Origin of the sequence: Psychrobacillus sp. FSL H8-0510 (genome assembly GCF_038008345.1) — a bacterium.
Lineage (GTDB): Bacteria > Bacillota > Bacilli > Bacillales_A > Planococcaceae > Psychrobacillus > Psychrobacillus psychrotolerans.
In genome coordinates this window covers 228463-249328 of record NZ_JBBOYZ010000003.1, presented here as the reverse complement: position 1 = coordinate 249328, position 20866 = coordinate 228463, and the positions used below count along the sequence as shown (strand labels likewise).

Genomic DNA, 20866 nt, shown 5'->3' with positions numbered 1-20866 from the left:
TTTCACGGAAAAATAGAATAGCAATGTTAGAACTTTTCGGATTGTGGTATTGTAAGTACATTAGATTTTTATCTGACCGGAGGTAACAACATGTTAAAGAATGAGGAACAAATTAGTAGAATACAAGAACTATTGAAGAATGATCCATTGTTTACAATTCTATTGGAGACAAATACTGATTATTTGTTATATGAAGATGAATATTTAACTGAAATTAACGAAACTATTAGCTATAGTACACCTAAGATAGCTGAGTGGTTTGATAGTAATGATGCACAATTACGTTATTATCTTAAACACTTTCACGATTACATATTTAAAGGCGAGGTAATTATAGCTGAAAACATATACCGTTTGTATTTCACATCTATTCTTAGACTACGTATGATTCTTTTATTAAAGGATGAATATAAAGTTAAGGGTTTAAAGCGTTTAATAGGTGTCGAAGGAACTCCTTATCGCGATAAACCTGTACCCGAGGATTTATCTCAAGATATCAAAGATAATACAGAGAAAATTAATGAGTTAGGAAAGATAGTTCAGAGCATGGCTAATTCAGGAATATTTCAATTAGTGAAAGATCCCGAATCGGAAGAAACAAAGATTTTCATTAATGAGACTAATTTAAAAGAATTAGTAACTCCAAATTCAACTGACGAATTAAAAAACATGAAAAAGTTAATATTCCAGAAAGATAAAGCTTCTGATCTAAAAGAATTAATACTAGAAAAAAAGATTAAACGTGATAACATTTTTAATCAAATAGATAACTTAGAAGGTTATATTCGAATTATGAAGGTGAAATTCAACTCTGAACAGAACCCTGGCATATGGAGTAAATTATTTGGAAAGAATATTAATTCTTCTAATAGCGAAACTGAAGAAATCATTAAAGACATAGAGAGTAAATTGGTTCAACTCAATAAACAAGAGCAATCTTTAAAAACAGAAATTGAACAACTAAAAGAAGAGCTGCAACCTATTCATGAAAACATCAAAAAGATTGGTTATGATGTAGCTTCAGATACTTCAAAGAAAATAACTAATAGGGAAGAAGAGTGATCTAATGTTTAAATTAGGAATGGCTTTTAATAAAAATGTAAATTTTCTTGCAATCATTTCATACATCGGTGTGATCGTTTGCACAGCTGGACTGCTCGTGATTAACTTAATCAAATAAAAAAGAATTGTAAAAACCCCGTTACTTTAAAAGTAACGGGGTTTTTTTGTCCACTTCCTACCAATTAGAAAACAAAGCACCAATGCATCAATGAATCATTGCAACATCGCAACACTTTATTTTTTAATATAAAGAAGTATTTAATTTAGTTGTGAACTCATATTATCATGCTTATAAATATATTTCAACTAGAAATATGAATTTCTTTTAAAAAAATAAAATATTGCGATAGTATATGATATTTGTTAATATGGAGTTGTCCACTTTCACGCGAAGGTCTAACTTTATTCAAATGTTGTCTTAATTGACGCTATGAATACAAGTGTAGACACTCGTTTATTTTCTGTACCTATCAATTAGAAAGCGAATACACCAACATTAGTAATCTATTGGATCATTGCAACACTTTTTGTTTTTAAACAGAAAAAAAGAACTTGTTTACCAGACAAGTCCTAAGTGTCGTTCTTAATATACCGAGTAACATACCATACAGCTACCAACTGTATTCTTGACTGGATTAACGCTACCAACGTTAACCGGAAACAATAAAGGAAAAAGGAAAAAGGAAAGCGAGGAGATATTTTAAAAATAAACAACTCAATAACCATTTCTTTTCTTTTGGAACTACCAATTTTTAAAAATTGGACCATTCAAAAGCGTCTTTCTTATTGTCAAAAAAGGTATGTGTAAGATGTTTCTATTCTAACACTTGTTATCCCTTGTTGCAACAATATTAAGCGCGATATTTTTTCTAAAAAAGAAGTGCATTATTGGTAATTTTGTTAGAGTTCTTCCTTTCCTTGGTGGCGTTCTTTTGAACTTTCTTGGGAAGAACCAACTGTAAATTATTACAGTAGTATGTAGGACTAGATAACAAAAACACGCAGCTAAGATGTAAAAAGACTTATAGGGAATTAACTGTAGATAGAAACTGGGGGTACGCAATATGGGATTACCAAATATAGAACTAAGTAAAATAGACCGATTAGCATTGCAAAAATCCGCAACAAATGAACTGAATCTTAACAAAAAAACAGTAGAGTTTTTATTGGCTTTAACACCATACATAGATCTAGATAAAAGAGTAATGGAGGATTTAGAAACAATTAGAATCCAATTACAAATACAAAGAAAAACACTTCAATCAATTTTGAAAGAAGTAATTTTCCATAAATTATTATTTTTTAAAGGTGGACATTATTATTCTAATTTCCATATTAAAACTTCTGGTAAAGCTGGGGTTGCTACATATACACAAAACTACAAAGTCTTTTCAACAGCAGAATACATGAACTACACAAAAAATGAACAACGTTTATTTAACTTTATATTGACTCGTTCTATTGCTCCAACGCAATGGCAACGTTACAAAGTAATGGAACTATTTAAAAACAAGAAACAAGATAAAAGAGGACTTGATATTTTTCCTACTTTTCGCCAATTAGCAAATGCACTTTTATCATTAGTTAAAAACGGCCATATTGAAATTATGCTAGTAAATAGAGCTGACCAATTAAATACCCCTGTGCTAACGGAAAATACAAAAGACAACGAAACTTCTTTTTTCCGTTTCTTTGGTAAGGAGTATTTATCTGGCCCACAAGATATAAAAGAGATAAAACGTTTGTCTAATAAAACTATTGAAAACCGCCTAATTCAAGTTCGTGTGACAAAAAAAGTAGTGGAACAGACAGTACCTTTAATGGCATCTGAAAAAGAACTAGACACTTTAGCTTCAGCTAATAATTTTTCTTACTTAGACATTCCTAAAAAACAACGTAACTTAATTATCAACTATAAAAACACATTATTTAACCACTTTGGTGAAGTTGGATTAACTATTTATCGTAATATGTTAGTTAAATTTTTTGATGCAAATAACAATCTAATTGTTGAATATGCTCACAAAGATAAAGCTGCTAATATTTTTATGAATCACTACATCTTGCCAGAGATTCGTAACATCATTACTGCTGCAGCATTACATCAAAATACATTAAAGGATTCTATTAACAACACAAATAAACCAAAATTTAACGAACTACTATGTAACGGCTATATTATCCCGACTAAATACATAGGTTCTTTCATTATGTTCTATACAGATAAAGGTTCTATTAATCATATAATTGATTTAGACAGATCCTTATTTCAACATGCCATTAACTACAAGGACTTTAAAGTAGCTGAAGAAGAATGGAATCTACTAAAATCTCAAAAAGAAAAGATCTTCGCAGACAAATCTATTCTCGTACCTGAGATTTTTGAAAATCCACAACAGTATAGAGAATTCATGTATACATGTGCAATAAATGGAGTATTGCATGATGATACTAGACTAATAGAATTAACAGCTGTTACTACACGGTTCCAGATAAAAAAAGCTGAGAAAGAGCTAAAACTATCTAAAGTTAAGCAAGCGCAATATTCTATTATGAAAGAACAATTGAAAGAGTAATCATTAGAAATAGAATAGAATCTTTCAAATAAATTTCTGAAAAAACTTTTATATTTAAGAATTCACTGATTTTGCCTAAAAACAACATCAGTATTTTGTCGTGCCTAAAATTTTTAACATTTTATGAATCAAGTGGATCCTTTGTATAAATCATCATAATAAGCTAAGTTTGTCTATTTTTTTTAGGTATTACTCCCATTTTATGTAATAATGAAAAATTTAAATATTACCTTGATAGTTTTAAATAATTAATCTAATATCTTTCTAATTCTTTATATAGTTTATAGATTATTATCCAATAAGTGGTTTTTTGTTTTTATTCCTTACACCTTTCTCTCGCTTGGTTCAAAGCTGTATAAAAATGTTTCTTTTCTTTCTCTATTAGTTCCTGTATTTATTCTTTTCATTTAATTCTATATAAATTCTTATATATGGTTGTAAAAAGGAATTATGATATATTATTAGTAATAAAATAATTTAAAATGAAGGGAGTAAAGGATTATGCCCTATGGATATGAAAAATATAGACTAGCCAAAGGAATAAGTGATAAAACTACTGTTATCGAAGTAAGTTTAATTAAAAACTTTCTAGCTTATGTTAATGGGGTATATAAAAAAACCGTTGCTCCCCATGAAATACGTCCAAAAGATGTTCATAATTTTTTAGACGCTGAAAGAGAAAAAAACATTTCGGATTCAACGATTAATCGCAAATTAGTATACTTACGAAATTGGTTTAACTTTATGTGGGAAGAAGGCAAAGTACCTGTTGATTTTATGCCTAAACTTAACTATCAAAAGAAGCTAGATCTAAAACCTAAATCATCCATTATTAATTTGAATTACATGGAACTTCTTGAAAAGAGAGCAGATGTCTTAACCAGTGAAATACCTTTAGCAGCAAAACTTTTCTATATTTTTGATTTGAGAGGAATAAGGAGAAGGGATTCAATTCGTATCAAATTAGAAGATATTATCGACTATGGAAATTATTTAACGGTTACTATAAATACCTCTTTCGAGCAAAGCGTAACATTGGAACTTAGCAATGACGAAGAAATAGCGGTACTATTACAAGCGATTGAAAAAGCTACATTTCGAGATGTAGAATATATATTTTCCAAAAAAGAAAAAGATAAATTTGTCCCTATAACAGTTTCCTCTGAAAATTATTGCAATGATGCACTTGCAAAAGTCTTAGGATACCCATTAAAGTCTGAACATGTTCGGTTTTCTTATGTGCACTATCTTTATGTACACGAGAATAAAAAAATTGAAGAAATTCAACAATGTTTGGGTACAAACATAGGAACAACTACATCAATTTTAAAAGAGGCACTTGTCCGAGTGAAAGATATAGATTATACTAACCAAAGAAGAACGTCCTAATTATGAAAAAAGTCATACAAAAATTAATACTATAGATTACTAATTGGGAGTACCCCATAGTTAAAGAAAAGTTTAGATAGCATCTAATCTTCCTTTACTATGGGGTATTTTTTGTATTAACTTTTGCACAAATAACAAATATTCATGAGAGGAGCAAGATAGTGAGTCATGTTCAACCTTTAGAAAATTTAATAATTTCATTCATTATACAAGAATATACAGAGGTCAATAATATAAATGAAAGTGGAATAAAAGTAGTCCTGGACGAACGTAAAATTGCATTTTTAAATAAGTATATTAATCGGTATCAGCTAAATGAACATGTTTTCATCAACTTTAAGACTGGAAATGTCATTATTAAGGAATCGGTACCTTTAGCAAGAATATTAAAAGAATGGACCATTAACGGTTCTGTAATGGCAATGGAACCAAACAAATTAAACAGCAACTTTTTTATGCTGTGGTTATGTCTATTTGGTCAAAAAAAGGAAAAGAGTGTTTTAATTAATTCGCACCTGCCTGTTAACGTAAAAACTACCTTGCAACATTTTTTCTATACACTGTTAAATACACGTTTAATAGATAAAGGAGATTATCTTCAAGTTATGCCTTTTTCAAATATCCTGCTCTTTTCATACCAGCGTAAAGGAACTATTGAAGAAACAAGTGAATTAAATTATCTTCTGCCTGATAGAGATCGGAAGAAAATAAAATCCATATTATTAAATTGGGAGGAAGAACATGAAAAAATCTATTAACCAAACTTCCAAAATTATTAAAGGGACACTTATCGCTAGTTCTTTTGCAATCATTCTTTCAGGTTGTTCCAATTCAATTTTTGATAAAAAGATTGAAGAAAATGATAAAGTCGTAAAAGAGCGAAAAAAAGTTGAAAAAGAAAAGGATCAAGTAGAGAATCCTGAAAATGTAGAGCCATCTGAAGTTAAATTGAGTGAAGAACAATTAGAAACGTTAGAAAAAGATGAAAATAGTATGTCAAAGTCTGCAGAAGAAGCAGTAGCAGATAGTGACTTGCCAATACGAGAAGTTGTGGAGAAAAAGATACCAATTCCAAAAGATGTTTTCACGGATATAAATGAATTAGCTCAATATAGTAGTCAATTATTTTTCTTATTTCATTCTTCACAAATAAGTGGGGAGGAATTCTATAAAAAGATATCGCCTTATTTTAGTACTAATTTTAAAGAATTGCTGCCTACAGGAGAAAAAGAACAAATTGAAACAATGAACACTTTACAAGCTATGTTTACCAAACAACTTAAATCACCAATCGTAGACTATCAAATAACAGATGTAGAAATGGAAAGTCGAGTAGACGAAGCATCTATGTATCGTAAATATATCACTAAGGATAAAGAAGAAATTTACTATGAGTCTATATTTATTAAAGAGAAGAATGCATGGTTAATTTTTGATGATAGCCCATCTCCACCTTATGTGATAGATCCAACAATTGAGAAAAAGTTTAAAGACAAAGAAGGCGAGTAATCTTTATGACCTTAATAGAGGAAACAAAAAAAGAAGTATTTAAACACTTACAAGATGAATTTAACAATAATGAATCACTTCGCAAAGAATTAGAAGAGTTAATGATTTTTTATGGAAGAAAACTACTTGTGTTTGCCAAAAATGATGAAAGCCGTTCATTTATTGAAAATGAAATTGAGGATGTTGTACGTAGTTCATATTATCAAGGTTATTACACAATGAAGGTTATCTTGAATGATAATGAAACAGAGTTATTACCAGAAGCATGGCTGGCTTCTTTAGGAGTATCTCGTAATGAAATCCCTAAGATGTTAGATAGCTTATTTAATGATATGATGCAAGATTGGTTTCTAACAGATGTAAGTCATAATTTCAGTATGGAAGTTTTAACAAATATGGAGCCAGCCTATGACATTACTAACTCGCTTATAAAAGAGTTAGCTTGTTATGGAGCATTTAAAGCACTAATTGCAGATGAACGGTATAAAGGTTCAAAGGAATTTGAATTTAATACAACGGATTTGTACTTGGGGAACACATATGATCTTGATTTTATTTCCCCACAAGTCTTTAAACAAGTACAGTTTAAATCGGAACAACACGAAATCTGGGATTTATTCTTTTGGTCAGCTCTTCGAGTAAATTCTTGGGTAGGTAGCATCCATTATTCTCTAATACCAGTAGATGATGAAATGATTTATGTATTGGAATGTAATTTATCAAATTTAATTACACCAGATGAAAAATTAGAAATTGCAGAGAGATTGGTTGAGCATTTACCAGAAGAACACCGAAATAAAGTTCAAATAAGATTATATAGTGTAAGTGAGTTAGATACATTATTACCTAACGCAACTCTCGAAAAAAATAAGGATAATTAAAAAAACGTGTATTCCACTATTATGAATAAGTGGAATACACGTTTTTTTGTATGTTTTGGATTGGTGTGCTTCTCATGTAAGCCTTTAACGCAAATTAACAGCTGTACTTAAAACAGTCAAAACCCTTATAAGACAAGAGTTTTGGCTGTTTTAATATTTACATGAGGTTATGGAAAGAAGGATTAACGCAAAAACGACGGAAAATCAAGCAAATAGGATGGAATTAAGGGAGAAAAGGGTGTTATCAATCGAGTTTGAGAAAATCAGATCTGGAAATTCAATCTTACAAATATTAATTTGTTTAAAGAATGGTGAGACCAAATTGGATGATTATGTTAATATTTGAAGGAGATTGTGAAGGTTTTCACTTAAACTAACGCGGCAGTTTAGTTGAACAAGAGGAAATCATCATTTGTAAGGGAAATGTATAAAGAGAAACACTTTAATTGAGGTGAAAAATAATGGATTGGCTAAGAATAATATGTGCCATAATTTCAATTAGCATATTTGTATATTTACTTTTTCAGACATCAAGGTTTGGTAAGGAATTAAAAAAAGCAACAAATGATGATAGGAGTATTTCAAAGAAGTTTGTTCGAAAATTCTCAAGAGGGGCTATCTTGATTATTATAGGTTTTATTTTTGGTATATTAGCTATTTTTATGTCTTACTAAAATAACGGGGCTGTTTAGTTGAATAAGAAGGATTTTTTATGATTGTCTAGAATAAGTTAATATATGGAATTTTTTGGACTAAAAGGTGTTTTAGTAAAACAGGATTTGTTTACATTCTTTTGTAAAACAATCTTGAAAAACAATTAGATTCATTAAAAACTAGTATTCAATAGAGATTTTCTCTTGAATACTAGTTTTTTTGTTATACATTTATCTTTCAAATAAGCTTAAATAGTGTTTTTTGACAATAAGGTTATTTATTTTATGAAAATTACAATTGGGACAATATGGTTATATATGAATACTTTACTACTAACAAATTCTAACTATAAAGATTATTATTTTCTTTGGTAAGAAAAATATTCTTATCATGGAAATAAATTAATCTAGGAGGAAAGTAATTGTATCATAGAGTATTTACCAAAATTTTAGCAAGTATTCTTGCAATTGTATTAATTTTTACATCAATTCCTATTAATCATTTGGTAGTAGGGGCGACAGAAAATACAGAAATAGTAAATAAGGAATCGCCTAATCAAAATGTGTTACCTACCATTGAATCTGGAGAAGCCCCTCCTTTTAAAAAGACCAAGCCCAAAGAAGTTCCCGAACTTCGGACGGAATCATCTAAGGTTATGGACAATGGAGATGGCACATATACAATGCAAATGAACCAAGAACCTGTTTATAGAAAAAACAGTGGAAATTGGGGGGAAATACAATCTGACCTTAAAAAACAAAAAGCCGGGAAGTTGTTTTCAAGCGATTTTACAGAAGAAATTGCAACAGAAAATACACTTCTGGACATTCAATTTTCACCAAGGTTGAATCAAAACAAATATGCCATTTTTTCTTATAAAGGACATGTGTTAGCGTATACTTTTCGTGAAGCATCAGGAGAAGCAGGTAATCAAAAAGCTAAAAGCACAGAGGCTATGTATGAGGAAAATAAGGTTTTCTATAAAGATATTATTCCTGGTCTAACTTTACGTAATATTGTTTTTGATGAATCTGTTAAGGAAGATATAATATTAAATCAATACAATGGTACGAATATTTATCATTTTTTTATGGAAACGGATCTAACAGCTAAAATTGAAGAAAATGGTTCTATCAAGTTTAGAGATCAACAGAATGAAATTATCTACACACTGCCAAAGCCCTATATGACAGATTCCAATATTAATCCGGAATCTGCTGAACCTCAGCGCTCCGAAGATGTTCACTATGAACTGAAGCAAGAGGGTAAAGGGTATGCATTAACGTTGGTGGCTGACGAAGGTTGGCTGAAGGACTCTGAGCGAATATATCCAGTCTATATTGACCCGACTACAAAGGTGCAAGCAGATCAAGATGCTTCAGTATCTTCTGCTTATCCAAATGCAAATTATGAGTCGGAGTGGGACAGTGGTCTAGGAGGATATATTTTAAAAGCCGGGAATTATAGCTCAGCAACAGGTGAAAACTTTGCCTTTGTGAAAACACCTACTCCATCGTTACCTTACGCAACAATTGAAACAGCTATTTTCAACATTTATAACATTCATTCTTACTATCCTAAAACTAATACGGGTATCTGGCTTGATCGTGTGAATGGACCATGGGACTCCAAAACCATAAACTGGGTTAACAAACCTGCCTCTTCCTTATTCACTTCAACTAGTGTTTATGAAGGAAACTGGGCTACATTTAATGTGAAAAATGCAGTAAATGATTGGATCAAAGGAACCACTCCCAACAATGGTTTTAAACTACACACAAATGGGAATGGACAGACGTTTTGGAAAAAGTTTTACTCTTCTGAGCATGGTGTGGCAGACTATCGTCCACACTTGAATATCTCTTACTTTTATCCATCCCCAAGTAATCTATCTGCTGAAACGTATAGTCTTGGAAACGAGACAGGTTATATTGACTTACAATGGGACGCCGTAGCAGGGGCTTCTTACTACAACATATGGTTTTTCGACGGGAAAGAATATAAGTCGATTAATGTAGGTAAAAACACGAAATGGTCTTCAAAAGATAAGTCTGTTTGGCCACAAGTAGGAACCAACCTTCCCGTCAATCCACAACCTGTTTATCAGGCCTCTGGAGGGACGACTTATAACGACCGTACGAACTATGCAATCTCTGTAAGTGCAGTGTTTGCGAATGGAGAAAGCCCGAAAGCTAATCCTATAGTACCAACTATTCCTAATATAAATATGCCCCCTGCACCGACTGGGGTTGCTTATAGCAATCAAATCGAAACAAACTCTGGCTATGTTAATTTAGAGTGGGAACCGATTGATGGAGCTACAGGCTACAAAGTTTGGATTTTTAATGGACTTAGTTATGAATCATTTGATGTGAAAGATGCAACTAGTTGGACGACACAAAATAAAGGTATTTGGCCAACGGCAGAGGAAGTAACAAACGGAACTTTGGAAACCCTTAAGCTACATCAGGACAGCAAAGGGATGGAACTGCCAGTAGATCCTTCACCGATGTATGCAAAAATGGGAACGAAGTATGCCAATTCTAAAAATTATTTTTTCCGATTGAGCGCATATAATGCACATGGAGAAACGGTATTTTCCAATGATACATTGATCACTAAAATGCCTCAAGGTGCTGAGTTTTTAGGAGCAGAAGATTATTGGACGATGATTGGTGTTCCAAATGGGACAGTCAATGCAGCAACTGGAAATTTAATGATAACAGCAAACGATATTTCTATATCTGGAAATGGACCTGGTTTAGGAATATCTCGAACATATAATAGTCTTTCTCCAACTGTTGGATTATTCGGGAAGGGCTGGCACAGTGACGCGGAAATGAGTATTGTTCCGCAAGGTCAAGATGCAAAATTGACCGATGAGGATGGTACCATTCATCTATTCAAAAAGCAGATTGACGGGACTTATAAAGCCCCTACTGGTATATATCTCGATTTATCAGAAACAGATGAACAATATAAGCTTGAAACAAAAGACCAGACAATCTATTACTTTACGAAAAGTACAGGAAAACTATTGAAGATAATGGATCGTTACAGGAACTCAACAGATTATCTATTTACTTCTAATCAATTAAAAATAAAAGAATCATTTATAGATGAAACCAAAAATGCCACATCCCGTGAGATAATTATTTCACTCCATGCCAATGGTCGAGTTGAAAAAATAACAGATCCATTACAAAGAATCATTTCATTCAAATATAATCCTGAAAATCCGGATTTGCTTGAGCAAGTAATTGATAGCAGTGATCAAGTAACACAATATGAGTATAATGCAAATACGGAATTGATTAAGTTATATGAGCCGACACATACCACTGCTAAACCAGTAGTAACAATTTATGAATATTTAAACAATCGCTTGGAAAAAGTGACGGATGCAAAAAAATATAACTATTCTTTAGACTACGACGAATCAAATAGACAGTTATTGTTGACAAAGCCTAACAAATCACAAATGCAATATACGTTTAACGAAGCTGGAAATCCTGTTCAACAGATTGACAATGATGAAAGTGGAGCATTGAAGCTGATCACTAGCTATGTTTATGTAGGAAACAATCTAGAAGAAATGAGAAGCCCTAAGGATCAAAGTACTTTGAATCCAACCGAAACATATAGTTACTATGATAATGGAAATGTAAAGACTTCTTCCATTGATCAAGACAATCTTAAGTTTGAGTATGAATACAATGAATATAACGACCTCAAAAAATCTGTTGTAATCGAGGGTGAGAATCCAAAGGAAAAAGAGACAACAATATCATATGACGGATACAATCCAATTTCGGAAGTAGACCTAAGTGGAAACGTATCATCTTTTTCTAAGTACAACCAATTTGGAGATATATTAGAATCAAGTACACCAATTGGTGCATCAAATAATTTGCTTATAAACAACAGTTTTGAAGAGGCAACAACATCTTGGACGATCCTACGTAAAAATGACAATGGAACCATGGCAATTGATACAAATGCTTCCAATGGCTTGAATGGGGAGAAGACATTAAAGATAAATGTGGCATCCAGTTCACCAAATAATGAATTGGGATATGTAGCTGCATCTCAAGAAATAACAGTTGAGCAAGAAAAAACTTATACACTTAGTGGAAAAGTAAAAACAAATTTACCAAAAGCTAATACTTTGTTTAATATCGAATTCTTAGATAGCCAAAATAACATCATATCATCGGTAAACAATCGCTTTAGCGCATTAACTGGAGTCAGAACATGGACAGACCGTCAGTTAACATTCAAAACACCTAAAAATACAACAAAAATCCGTGTATATTTAGAAGTGGAACATAAAGATTCAAATGCTTCAGGAGAAGCGTGGTTTGATGCTATCCAATTACAAAATACAGATGTTTCTTCTAGCTATAACCCTATTGTAAACAGTAGCTTTGAGGGGGGGCTTACTAATTGGACTGGAACTGGCGGTGTTGTAGATACGAGTGCGTTTGACGGAAACAAATCACTAAAACTAACAAGATATGCCACACAGGAACCAGGTATTTACAAACAAACAATTAATATTGGACAAAATTCCACAGATGAACCTTTTCCAATAACGTTAACGGGATTATCTAAGACAAGTGATATCAGAATGGTTGATGGGGTGAGTAAAGAAGATTATTCCATCTCTGCTTTAGTTCACTATGCGGATGGTACTTCGAAAGATTTTATGGAAGGTTGGGTTAACAATCTAGAATGGAATCTTGCAGCGATTACCATTCCTTCAACAAAGCCGATTAGTAAAATCGACGTCTCACTTCAATTCAAGGGAAATTATGCTGGTACTGCTTGGTTTGATGCTTTACGTTTGACAAAAGGATCGGTCATTACTAAAACTAATTATGACAGTAACGGATATCCAAATCTAATTGAAGATGAATTGGGATATACGACATTCATTGAGTACGATTCTGTCGGAAATAAGAAAGAAGAGACGGATGCGAAAGGGACGAAGAAATTTTTTAACTATTACACAACGGACCTTTTGAAGGACCTTCTTCTCTCTAATGGAACATCCATTCAATACGGATATGATAAAAATGGGAATATGAAATCGAAATCCATTACCGATAAGGATGGAAAGTCACAAATTTTTGGATACGAATATGATGAACTGGACAATCTGACCAATACAACGGGTCCATTGTATGATGTAACTACCAATGAATATGATACTAACGGAAACCCAAAGAAAACAATTTTCCCAAGAGGAAACACTATTTCGTGGACTTATGACGGTGTAGATAGAGTGAAAAGTATTTCTTATAATAATGAAGAGTATTTTACCTTTAAATATGATCCAAATGGCAACGAAGAGTCGGTTATGTATGTAAAGGAAGCAAGACAGAAATCTAGAGTTTTTGATTCATCTAACCGAATCACAAATTTAGAAGATCGAGGTGGACACCAGCAGTTTAACTATCTAGTCAAGACGGATAAGTTGGATAATTTCATATTTTCACATGGTGCTTTTACCCAAACAAATAAATACGAATATAACCAACTGGATCAGAACACGCTTGTTACTGCTGGAGGTTACACTTATTATTTCGGCTATAATGAAAAAGGAAATGTACAAACATTCACAACGGGTAACGGTGCAGGGACAACGTTTAATTATGATGATCGTGGACTAGTGAGTAACCTTTCTATTGGAACAGCAGATGGAACAGACATTTTAACAGAAGAATACGTCTATGATGCGAATGGAAATCGTAAAAAAATAGACTATCTTAATGATGATACATTTGTATCATATGATTACGATGACCAAGAGCAATTGATAAAAGAAACGTTAAGAAATAGACAGGTTAATGAATATGCCTATGACGGTTTTGGAAACAGAGAGAAAATAACCGTTACAAACAATGGTCAAACATCAAGTACAAGCGCAATATACAATATTGCGAACCAATTGAAACAGTTTGGTGATGAGATAATCACCTATGACGCAAACGGTAACCGAGCGACAGATGGCAAGTACATCTATGAATGGAACGATGCCGATCAGTTAGTTTCTGTAACGAATTCAGATGAAACGATTCCGTTTGTAACATACCAATACGATGAAAGTGGAAAACGAATACAGAAGAATATCAATGGGACAATCACCAATTACCATTACGATGGGGACAGCATAAATGTCCTATATGAAACAGACGATAATAGTAACATTGTACGTTCTTACACATATTCTGCAAGCGGTACATTGCTCTCGATGAAGAAAGGTACACAGACCTTCTTCTACCATTACAACGCGCACGGTGATGTCATTGCTTTAACTAATCAAAGTGGACAAGAGGTAGCGAACTATGAGTACGATGCTTGGGGGAATGTCCTAAAAGCAGAAGAAGAGGACCAAGTTAAGGATAATCCTTATCGTTATTCGGGATATCAATACGACCAAGAAACAGGGTTATATTACTTGATTGCGAGGTATTACAACCCGGAACAAGGAGTATTCTTATCGTTGGATTCCAATCCAGGTGATAATGATGACATACATACTCAAAATGGGTATTCTTATGCTAATAATAATCCTGTAATGTTAGTAGATCCTGATGGTAACGCTGCTACTGCAGGAACTGTTTTTGTCAGTGGTGTTGGGCTAGTTATAGTCTTGGTCACTGGCGCAGTAATAGTGGTTGGTGGTGTTGGATACGCCGCTGGGTCATGGTTAGGAAAAAAAGCACAGGCATTACTAGCTAAACAAAAAAGTAAAGAACCTCCTGCATCAAAAGAAAAAAAAGGTAAATCCGGAAAAGACAACAATACGAAAGCTATAAATAAAAACTTGCTTGATGGGAACAGAGTTAAAGTTGAAAAATTTAAAAATGGCAGTAATGGAAAATTTATATTAGAAAAAGACAGAGGACTAAATAGTGGTAATGGTACTCACGGAGGAAGTTATTGGAAGTTGAAGGACAAAAGAAATCCTCGTCCATATTGGAGTTTGGATAAATCAGGAAATATATTAAGATATAGACAGTAAGATATTTAAAGTATTATAAAATAATTGGGGTGGATTTTTTGGATATTAAAAAGATATCAGATAATGAGAAAGAAATTATAATTAATAAATATGGTACATTTACTATAGAGGAGGTAGAAAATCCTCATAGTAAGTTTTATGTAGGAGTACTAGACAGGTTTAGTAGACCTTTAAATATTGAGGAAGCTAATAATCTCATAATATCTTATAACCCAAGCGAAATAGAAACACAAAGCAAATATTTTGAGGAAGAAGTTAAATTTCTTAGCTTTTTCCAATATGCTTATGAATTAAATTATGGTAAACCTGTATATGTATATTGTCCAGATATTTTTACTCTAAGAGGAAAAGCATACAGTGGAATAATTAATACTTTTAGCGAAATAGATAAGAAATTGTTAAAAAAGTTACAAAAAAATATGGAAATAAAAGATAGTGTTTTTGCAGTTGAAAATAAAGATTTATTGAATCTTTTTGCTAAATTATCAGTAAGAGAGTTATGCTTCTCTAACTTCTTTTTTGATACATCTGTAATAATTGGGAATTATGAAATGAGTTTTCCAATTTATTGTTTAGATGAATTGTCAATGATAAGTTATAATAAAAAAGCAACTGAAATTGGGTTATTTATCAGATAGTAAATAATCAATAACAAACAAGTGCATTGCATGATTTTAATGAATATTAGCAAGGATATTAAGCTAGTAAATGACAAATGTAATTGATATAATAAGAATAATTTTTTTTTACTTTTTTGACCTACCCACGCGGAAAGGTTATGTTTTAACTATCACATGAAACGCCGATTAGGATGAATAACGTACTTTTTAAGTACCAATACTTCCTAATAGGTGTTTTTTTGTTGTCAAAAATAAAACAAACAAATGGAAGGGAGTCATCTACTTTGGTTGATATGTTAGGATCACACCTATCTTTCGGACTATACTTTTTTTCCATTTTTCGCTTTAATATTAAAATTTTAAAGTAAATTTAGGGAAGTTTTACAAAAAAAGAAGAAGAGTGGAAAATGAAGAGATTGCTTTCATATTATTGTTATCGTGTTTGTCTTAGTACCTACGTCTGAATTTACAGCAAGTGAAAAAGAAAAGTTAGTTAATGAAAAAGTAATAGAAAGTTATTCTATAAACCCATTAGGCGCACATAATTTATACTCGAGTTTGAGATTTATTGATAATGGTGATAGGTTTGGTAAGGAAATGGCAGTTATAAAAAATGTAACCGAGTGATAGGTCGATAGAATATTTCCATAAGAAAGGACCATTCTTTGGTCCTTTCTTATTGTGCTAACGGGTGCGTTAGTAAAATAGAGCAACGTCATTATGACGTTGCTCCTTGTTATTTCACTTTTTTCATGCTCCATAAGACTTTGTATGACTCCAATAGGAGCTCCATTATTCATCAAATGGGTTGCGTAGCTGTGTCTAAGTTGATTTGGGTGAATCTCTTTATTAAATTCAGTACGATTAGAGATCCGTTTGATGATTTATCGCATTTGGGCGACACTCATTTTATGTGGCTGCTTTGAAGCTTTTTTAAAAGATTGATTATTAATAATAAATCGATAATTTGTAATAAAGCTTGATTAAAATCATCTCTCCTCTGTAGTTTTCCTAGAGGTTAGATGATTCCTAAAATCTATAAAGAAAGAATCTACTAGCTTGAGAGTAATGCCAGTCTCTTCTTTTTTAATTAATCATATTTCTTCTCTGGATCTTGATAAGCATTTGAATACGCTAGTGAAACATTAGTAACTTTTGAACTCTTTTTAAACGTAGAACCTTCCTTGACTTTATATTCCTTAAATTTCTTGTTCTCCCTTATTACAGGAAGAGTAGAAGGAGTATTCAATAATGATTGGAAATTATTAAGCTCTTTAGGTGTGGGATGTGGCACTTTAAGTAAAGTATGTAGAATCTCAGTTCTGCCCTCTATCCTACCAATTAATTGAAGTTGTCCCCTTTTTTCGATTAAATCGAGAAGTAATTTTTTGAAACGATTAGCCCGTCTTGCTGTAGGTAAGGGTAAAACAATTACTTCTTTATAAAGTACTCGAAGTTCAATTTCTACGCTTATTTCTTTCTGTTTATTATCAAAGAATGTATTACTATCTGCTTGGCTGGACGTACCGGCAAGCTGAATAAATCGTCTAATACAGTCTGAGCCTACTTTTAATAAAGCTTGTGTATGCTGATTTTGTATTAACCAGTTTTCCTTATAATTTTTATGATTACATAACTCACAATTTTCAACAAAATCTTCAGTATCATTAGAAATATGTGTTACTAATTCCCATTCTTGCTTTGCATCTTCAAATATATTACTTTTGCTATTTAAAAGTAATGTTCTAATCACAAGTGGTCCGGGGTTAGTGGTTAACTCCGGTTGAATTTCTTTTACTGAAGAATTGTTTATTTGTCTCATTAGCATTCCCCCAATTATCTTTTTATAAGTCTATTTTACACTGTATTTTTGAAAAAGAACAAATGTTTTGATATTTTAATGGAGAATAAATGATTATTTAAGAGGTAAAATAAATAATTAAACAAGTAATTATTTGACACAAGAAAATTTAAATGTTATTTATTGAAATTTAGTATTAAAAATGATAGTATTAGGTGAAGATAAAAGAGGAGAGAAATCTCGCTCGGTGGCTCCGAGTGGTTCGCTTGGGTCCCTTAATCCCTTGAAAGCGTGTTTTGTAGCCTTGATTATTGATTTTGATTTTAGTTATCAAAAAAAGATGTTTTGAATAGTATAAGTAATAGGAGAGAAATCTCGCTCGGTGGCTCCGAGTGGTTCGCCTGGGTCCCTTAATCCCCTGAAAGCGTGTTTTATAGCCTTGATTTTTAATTTTATTTCTTTGTATCAATTGAAATTTTGTTGAGCAAGATAAGCAAATAGGAGAGAAATCTCGCTCGGTGGCTCCGAGTGGTTTGCCTGGGTCCCTTAATCCCTTGAAAGCGTGTTTTATAGCCAAGTTAAAAATTTTGAAGCCCCTCAATTTTGAGGGGTTTTTTTATGCGTATTTTTATATTTGGTTTAATGCTAAAATTAGTAAAAAGGAAACAAGGAGAATTAATTTGTCTACAATCGAAAAATTATATACATTAGATAAAAAACCGAAGATCAATGAAATAAATCTTAAATTACTAATAGAATACTGGATAAAATATTTACAACCTTTTGAAATACAGTATACCTTAGATGATGTAGAATCTAATGTTATATCACTACGCTTTCCAGCTGAAAATTTTGCTCACCTTTTAGGCATTGAAACTATTGCTAAAAGAGGTGGTGTAAAGTATCAAGATTTAAAAAGTTATAGAGGCCAGGAGGCTTATAATTCCATATTAGCTAATACTTTGACTTTTGACTCTTTAAAAAGCCTAAATAGTACCATTTTTAAATCAGTTAAGGACAAATTTATTTATTTTTATCAATTACCTCATTTGGTAGTGGCTGCCAAGGAAATCATTAATTTTACCAAAGTACCTGGTAGCTACATTGAATGTGAGCTACTTATATATAACGCTATGCATGATGTATATGTACATCTAGGTCTTGAAAAAGAATCTTCTGGACAATTTTATATACCTAGAACATTTCTCATTGAGAGGAATTTAGGTACAAAATATCTGGATGCACAAACTGAGGATAAGAAAAGAAATATTTTAAATATCAATAAAGTTACCTTATAAATCACAGTAATATTAATGAAAAATTATATTCTAAATAAACAGGAAAGACAGAAGATAATTAGTTTTATCTTCTGTTTTTTGGTGTGCCCGGCATGCATGAACTTCGCTGAAGTCTCGAACTTTGAAGCGGAAGTAGAGGTTAGCCAAGAGCAAGGGTATCCGTGGTGACGCGGAAGCTGAAGGAAGCTGGAGGCAAATCTCAGGGCCGAGGAACACGAATCTTATAGAAGGTTAGATATGAGTGAGTGAGTTTGCCAAATAAAACAAAGCTTTTTTACCGAAGGTCAAATCAGGTAGATGAGGAGGATAGATGGTATGAAAGTGCATGTGCTTACCTGGGGAGGTCTGACAGAAACGTGAAGTACCCTTTATAACCTACTCGGAGAAGAGTAGCAGAATTATATTGCCGTTTTTTAACTAATCAACTATATTAAAAATGGTGATTAGATGAATAAGGAAAAAACAAAAAAGAAAATTATAAATAACCAGAAGAAATATAAAAAGTTAAGAGAAAAAGCTAGTAATGAATTAATAGTTTTAATGGATTATTTCGGAAAAGGAAGACTAGATGATTTAACAACATATACAGAAATTAAAAAACATCTAGAAGCACACCAAAAAGAAATAGCATACTTTGGTTTGAGAGGAATATTTATCGGTCTGGTAACTGCTGTATTTGCTTTTATGTTCAACACACAAGTAATCCCGAAGTTAGGTACGCTTGAATTTGGTAACCGGTTAATATCTTATATTTTCAATCAAATTGTAGTTGTTATTATATTTATCATTTTCTTTCTTATATACTATTTAACTGCAGGAGAATTTTTTAATGCAGATAATAACAGGAGAAATCAGATTTATATTAATGAATATATGATTAAGCTTGTTGATGAAAAAATAAAAACTATTAATAATAAAAAAGAATGCAAATAGGACATATTTGATTGATTATTCATATTAAAAATCGATAATTTATAATATAGTCTGATTAAAATCATCTCTCTTCTGAGTTTTCTTAGAGGTTAGATGATTTTACACTGTATATTTATGTTAATGTAAATAAAATGATTGTGAAGAAATGTACTTAAACTAACGCGGCAGGTTAGTTGAACAAGAAAACAGGAGATATGGGTTTCTTGTTGAATTAAAGAAGTAGCGTAGTTTAGAAGAATATATAGTTACTTAATATAGTGAAAGGGGTTTTATATTGACAGAAACTTTTCATATATCATATGGAGATCACCCGTCCCAATTCGGTGTATTGCGTATGCCGGATTTATCTGGACTAAGTCCAGTAGTTATTACGATTCATGGTGGTTTTTGGCAATTGAAATACGGACTTGAAGAAAATACACTAATTGATGAAGATTTGACTCGTCGTGGTTATGCTACTTGGAATATTGAGTATCGTCGAGTCGGAGAAGATGGTGGAGGTTGGCCAGGAACATTTATTGATGTTATAGATGCTGTAAATCATCTCACCCAGCTTGAGGAACGCTTTCAGCTCGATCTCTCTCGGGTGGTTATCCTTGGGCATTCAGCAGGCGGACACTTGGCTCTTTGGTTGGCATCCCGTTTTAACAAAGTTCAAACGGACGAAATCGGCAATACTTTGCTTATACCAATACGGAGCGTTATAAGTTTGGCAGGGGTCTTGGATTTGAAGAAGATGTGGGAAATCCATGAGGAAAAAGGGATGATTAGTCCCGTAGCTTCTTTTATTGGAGGATCACCCCAAGAAGTATCTGAACGTTATAGGTTAGCTTCACCGATAGAATTGCTGCCTTTGAATGTCGAGCAAATTTTAATTCATGGTGAATTAGACCGCCATGTTCCAGTTGATTTGAGTATTGAGTATCATCGTAGGGCTATTGAACAGGGCGATAAAGTTCGTTTGGTAGTACTTCCAGAAGTCGAACATTTTATGGTTATCGATCCGTCATCATCGGCATGGAAGTCAGTGACCGATTCACTGGAAACTTTAAAAGAAAGTTCATGTTATTGAACTAACGAGGTGCTTTAGCAAAATATGGCCATCATTTTGAT

Annotated in this window: 13 protein-coding genes and 1 pseudogene; 12 read left to right on the top strand and 2 right to left on the bottom strand. The window is 32.4% G+C overall.

The window, feature by feature from the left end:
* The first annotated feature begins 90 nt into the window (after positions 1-90).
* The 9 genes from MHI40_RS23295 to MHI40_RS23480 all read left to right on the top strand — a co-directional run bounded on the left by MHI40_RS23295 (position 91) and on the right by MHI40_RS23480 (position 16348).
* Entirely contained in the window at positions 91-1062 is a 972-nt protein-coding gene (locus tag MHI40_RS23295) for a hypothetical protein (protein WP_340766059.1), read from the top strand.
* A gap of 1064 nt (positions 1063-2126) precedes the next feature.
* Positions 2127-3638, top strand: coding sequence for a hypothetical protein (locus MHI40_RS23290; protein ID WP_340766058.1), 1512 nt, complete (start codon positions 2127-2129; stop codon positions 3636-3638).
* Positions 3639-4139: 501 nt separating this feature from the next.
* Complete coding sequence (locus MHI40_RS23285) at positions 4140-5027, top strand: site-specific integrase (protein WP_340766056.1); 888 nt, start codon at positions 4140-4142, stop codon at positions 5025-5027.
* A 161-nt stretch (positions 5028-5188) separates the two neighbouring features.
* Complete coding sequence (locus MHI40_RS23280; protein ID WP_340766054.1) at positions 5189-5785, top strand: hypothetical protein; 597 nt, start codon at positions 5189-5191, stop codon at positions 5783-5785.
* Positions 5769-6536, top strand: coding sequence for a hypothetical protein (locus MHI40_RS23275; protein ID WP_340766052.1), 768 nt, complete (start codon positions 5769-5771; stop codon positions 6534-6536). The genes MHI40_RS23280 and MHI40_RS23275 overlap by 17 nt, the downstream gene beginning before the upstream one ends.
* 5 nt (positions 6537-6541) lie before the next feature.
* Positions 6542-7417, top strand: coding sequence for a hypothetical protein (locus MHI40_RS23270; RefSeq protein WP_340766050.1), 876 nt, complete (start codon positions 6542-6544; stop codon positions 7415-7417).
* Positions 7418-8492: 1075 nt separating this feature from the next.
* Entirely contained in the window at positions 8493-15101 is a 6609-nt protein-coding gene (locus MHI40_RS23265; protein ID WP_340766048.1) for a DNRLRE domain-containing protein, read from the top strand.
* Positions 15102-15139: 38 nt separating this feature from the next.
* Complete coding sequence (locus MHI40_RS23260; RefSeq protein WP_340766045.1) at positions 15140-15739, top strand: hypothetical protein; 600 nt, start codon at positions 15140-15142, stop codon at positions 15737-15739.
* Positions 15740-16159: 420 nt separating this feature from the next.
* Entirely contained in the window at positions 16160-16348 is a 189-nt protein-coding gene (locus MHI40_RS23480) for a hypothetical protein (RefSeq protein ID WP_445678349.1), read from the top strand.
* Between the two features lie 116 nt (positions 16349-16464).
* Here the strand turns inward: MHI40_RS23480 and MHI40_RS23250 are convergent.
* Together MHI40_RS23250 and MHI40_RS23245 are read right to left on the bottom strand one after the other, a co-directional pair.
* Positions 16465-16593, bottom strand: a pseudogene (locus MHI40_RS23250) (tyrosine-type recombinase/integrase); the annotation flags it as partial.
* Between the two features lie 218 nt (positions 16594-16811).
* The gene (locus tag MHI40_RS23245) at positions 16812-17543 is read right to left on the bottom strand and encodes a hypothetical protein (protein WP_340766043.1); all 732 of its coding nucleotides are present in this window, start codon (positions 17541-17543) and stop codon (positions 16812-16814) included.
* Between the two features lie 659 nt (positions 17544-18202).
* Between MHI40_RS23245 and MHI40_RS23240 the strand changes: the two genes are divergently transcribed.
* The 3 genes from MHI40_RS23240 (at position 18203) to MHI40_RS23230 (ending at position 20825) form a co-directional block, all read left to right on the top strand.
* Positions 18203-18820, top strand: a complete 618-nt coding sequence (locus tag MHI40_RS23240; protein ID WP_340766041.1) for a PBECR4 domain-containing protein — start codon at positions 18203-18205, stop codon at positions 18818-18820.
* 447 nt (positions 18821-19267) lie between these two features.
* Complete coding sequence (locus tag MHI40_RS23235) at positions 19268-19753, top strand: hypothetical protein (RefSeq protein ID WP_340766038.1); 486 nt, start codon at positions 19268-19270, stop codon at positions 19751-19753.
* 274 nt (positions 19754-20027) lie between these two features.
* Entirely contained in the window at positions 20028-20825 is a 798-nt protein-coding gene (locus MHI40_RS23230; RefSeq protein WP_340766037.1) for an alpha/beta hydrolase family protein, read from the top strand.
* Positions 20826-20866: the final 41 nt, after the last annotated feature.